5 protein-coding genes are annotated in these 2878 nt (G+C 59.1%); 2 read left to right on the top strand and 3 right to left on the bottom strand.

What is annotated here, in order from left to right; genetic code table 11:
- A partial coding sequence (locus BGIM_RS0100400; RefSeq protein ID WP_157368526.1) for a hypothetical protein occupies positions 1-564 on the bottom strand: 564 nt, incomplete at its 3' end.
- 452 nt (positions 565-1016) lie between these two features.
- Between BGIM_RS0100400 and lspA the strand changes: the two genes are divergently transcribed.
- Positions 1017-1622, top strand: coding sequence for a signal peptidase II (gene lspA, locus BGIM_RS56690; RefSeq protein WP_020467874.1), 606 nt, complete (start codon positions 1017-1019; stop codon positions 1620-1622).
- A 181-nt stretch (positions 1623-1803) separates the two neighbouring features.
- On the opposite strand, the gene BGIM_RS0100390 is transcribed toward lspA, so the two are convergent.
- Positions 1804-2148 (bottom strand): hypothetical protein, encoded by a 345-nt coding sequence (locus BGIM_RS0100390; RefSeq protein WP_020467872.1) that lies wholly within the window; start codon positions 2146-2148, stop codon positions 1804-1806.
- Positions 2149-2282: 134 nt separating this feature from the next.
- Positions 2283-2567, bottom strand: a complete 285-nt coding sequence (locus BGIM_RS0100385; RefSeq protein WP_020467871.1) for a DUF6582 domain-containing protein — start codon at positions 2565-2567, stop codon at positions 2283-2285.
- Between BGIM_RS0100385 and BGIM_RS68095 the strand changes: the two genes are divergently transcribed.
- Positions 2529-2878: type II secretion system protein (locus BGIM_RS68095; protein WP_390565861.1), on the top strand; the 350-nt coding region annotated here is incomplete at its 3' end. The two genes, BGIM_RS0100385 and BGIM_RS68095, sit on opposite strands and share 39 nt — an antisense overlap.

Genomic DNA, 2878 nt, shown 5'->3' with positions numbered 1-2878 from the left:
GGCCGTGTCTCCGGGCGGGCCGAACGGCCCGAGCCCCGCCGGGGCGGGGGGCGGCGGCGTGATGGAAGAAATCTTGTTGTCGTTGAGTTCCAGCCGGATGTTGCCGGCCGGCGGTTTAATCATCATCTCGGTGGAGATTTTTTTGCCGTCATACTCCCGCACGGCCGAGAGGACATAGGTTTTGCCCGCCACCAGGCCGGACATGAAGAAATAGCCATCGTCGTCGGTTTCCACGCCCACGTCACCCTTGCGGGCGGGATTGACGCTGACGACCTCCTCGGCCGGTTTCACAACAATATATGTGCGTCCCGGCAGTCGTTTGCGATCCGGCCCCTCGACGACTTCTCCGGCGATGATCGTTTCACGGTCGGTCCGGGCCACAGCGTCCGTGCGTGCCTTGGCCCGGCCGGAGTTGCCTTCCAGCCACCACGGCGAATCATCCTTGGAATTCGTGGCCGGAGGGCGGCGATCGTCGCGGTCTCGCGAGCTGCGCCGCTCCGGAGACATGCACCCGGCGAGGAGCATTCCGGTCGCCAGCACGGTTATCGCGGCAAGCACTCGCATGTAAAGATCCGTCCCCCGACGCTGAATAATCAGAATGGTTATCGGCTCAGGATCGGCCGGTCTTGTCGGCAATTCCCGCCGGAACTGTTTTCCCGTGAGAAACAATCCCCATCGGACAAAGAACGCCAATCCGGACAGTTTTGCTTAAGTCCCCGAATAATCTTTCGCCGTGGAAAAGGTCCGGTCAACCGAATGTCCCCCACGACCGTCACATCAGACCCTCATGGCCGCCGATTTTTCACTTCAATCCATGAAAAACGGGCAACAGGGGTAATTCTGCAAACCACGGAAAACCCGGCAATCGGCGTCATCCTCACAACCCCGCCGGACAATCCATCTTGTGGAACCGGCGAATCCGGCTTATAGCAATGGGAGGGAGTCTGTCGAGTGATATTTGCCTCCGGACCGGTCCTCCCGCCGCCGGAAGTCGCCCCCCTGTGTGTGGGAACATCATGCCGGAACGATCCTACCGTTGGGCGCTGTTTGCCTTGGGCCTGTTGGGCTTTGCCGCCGATCAGTCGAGCAAGTACGGCGTGTTCAACTGGCTTTACGAACCGAACCGGCTGGTCGGCTCCCGCGAAGTGATTCCGGGGGCTTTTCGGCTGCTCGTCCAGTTCGAGCCGGAAAGCGCCGCCCCGAGCGATTGCCCGCTGGTCAAATGGAACGGGCCGCTGCCTCCCCGCGTGAATCACGGGGCGCTATTCAGCCTCGGCGGCCAATACAAGGCGGATGCCAATCTGTTCTTTGGCGTGGTGAGCGTGCTGGCCGCCGTCGGCATCGCCGGATGGGGACTGCGGAAAAGCACCGGAAAGGACCGGGTGTTGTGCCTCGCCCTCGGCCTGATTCTCGGCGGCACCACCGGAAATATGTTTGATCGTTTTGTGTTCGGCGGCGTGCGCGACTTCCTCTACTTCTACCTCATCGACTGGCCCGTGTTCAACGTGGCCGACTGCTTCCTGGTGTGCGGCGCCGGGCTGTTGCTCGTGCAAGCACTCTTTGGCCGGACGAAACCAACGGACACCCCGGCGACCCCGACAACGACCCCTCCGGTTGCCTGACAGCAACATTTGCAAATGATCCCAAGAGCCCCGCTGAGTCAGCGAGGCTCTTGAATCTCTTACACAAGATGCTTGTTGAATTTGCAATAAGTGTTAGCCGCGACGCGGAGGATTGCCCAACGCAAAAGGCCACGGTCCTTGTCAGGGACCGTGGCCTTTTGCGTTGGGCGATCAATTGAGGTCAGCGGGGTCGCCACACTTCATGCCGGGGGAGGACGATCTTCGCCTCGGCCGGCGGCAGTTTGTATTCACCGCGTTCAAACCCTTCGCGGCCAAAATGCTTGTCGAAAGCGTAGGGACGCCATCCGTCCGCGCCGCTGTAGAACCAATGGTTTCCGTCGGTGTAGTACCACCGCTTGTCCTCGGCGTGCCAGTAGCTCCAGTGGCCGTCGTGATGCCTCCAGTGATCTTTCAATTCTTCTCGCCCCTGCGCGAGAATGGTATCGGGTTGCCCCACCCAAAATGCCGTGCCGGCGAGCGCCATTCCGAAAATGACACCGCATACCCACGCCTTTGCGTTCCGCATGATGAGAGTCCTCTTGAATATCCTTGCGTTCCGGCCGTCACTTCGGCCTCGCGAGGACTCGGTGTGCATTGGCGGCGCCAAGGAGGCCAAGGGGGCCGTATATCGTGCAAAGCGGCCAAAATGGGGAAAAATACTCACTTTGCGCCATGCGGTTTGCCAAGTTCACGCCAAGAGGTCGCCGTCATCTCGACGCCATAGTGCGCGGCCGCCTTCCTGATATTGGCGAATGCCTGTTCCCGCTCTTCGTCGGTGACATCTTCAACCTGATCGAACCGGGCGATGGCATTGCGAACATGGCTGGCATCGCTGAGCGGCTCCTTGCGTTTTTTGGGGAAGGCGAAGACGGTCCCCGGCAAATCACTCTTCTTCGTCAGCTTGCCATGCTTCTCGTGTTCTTTCCAAGTGGCTCGTTTGGTCATGATCGGTTCTCCTCGTCAGCCGATGCGTTCATCCCGTTGGAATCTCCGGCTGATGATGTTGTTCGATTGCAAAATCGATGCCCGTTTCAACTGACAAACGCCCATCTCCTCACCCGCCATTTGCCGGCCACCTCTTCACCTTTCCCACTTGCAAAGACAGCGGGATTAATTACACTTAATTTCGTTCACCTCTCCCTTTTGAACATCCGTCGTCTCATCAATTTTCCTGACGGGAGTTTTCTCATGGGGCTTTCCAAACGCCGGGGTTTCACGCTCATTGAATTGTTGGTGGTGATTGCGATCATCGCCAT

It is taken from the genome of Zavarzinella formosa DSM 19928, from assembly GCF_000255705.1.
GTDB lineage: Bacteria > Planctomycetota > Planctomycetia > Gemmatales > Gemmataceae > Zavarzinella > Zavarzinella formosa.
The sequence above is the reverse complement of the archived record's forward strand: the minus strand, read 5'-3'. Positions and strand labels throughout refer to the sequence as shown.

Bases quoted from the DNA above. Each gene is read 5' to 3' on its own strand.
- BGIM_RS0100390 (WP_020467872.1), bottom strand. From the start codon at position 2,148: ATGCGGAACGCAAAGGCGTGGGTATGCGGTGTCATTTTCGGAATGGCG.
- lspA (WP_020467874.1), top strand. From the start codon at position 1,017: ATGCCGGAACGATCCTACCGTTGGGCGCTGTTTGCCTTGGGCCTGTTG.
- BGIM_RS0100385 (WP_020467871.1), bottom strand. From the start codon at position 2,567: ATGACCAAACGAGCCACTTGGAAAGAACACGAGAAGCATGGCAAGCTG.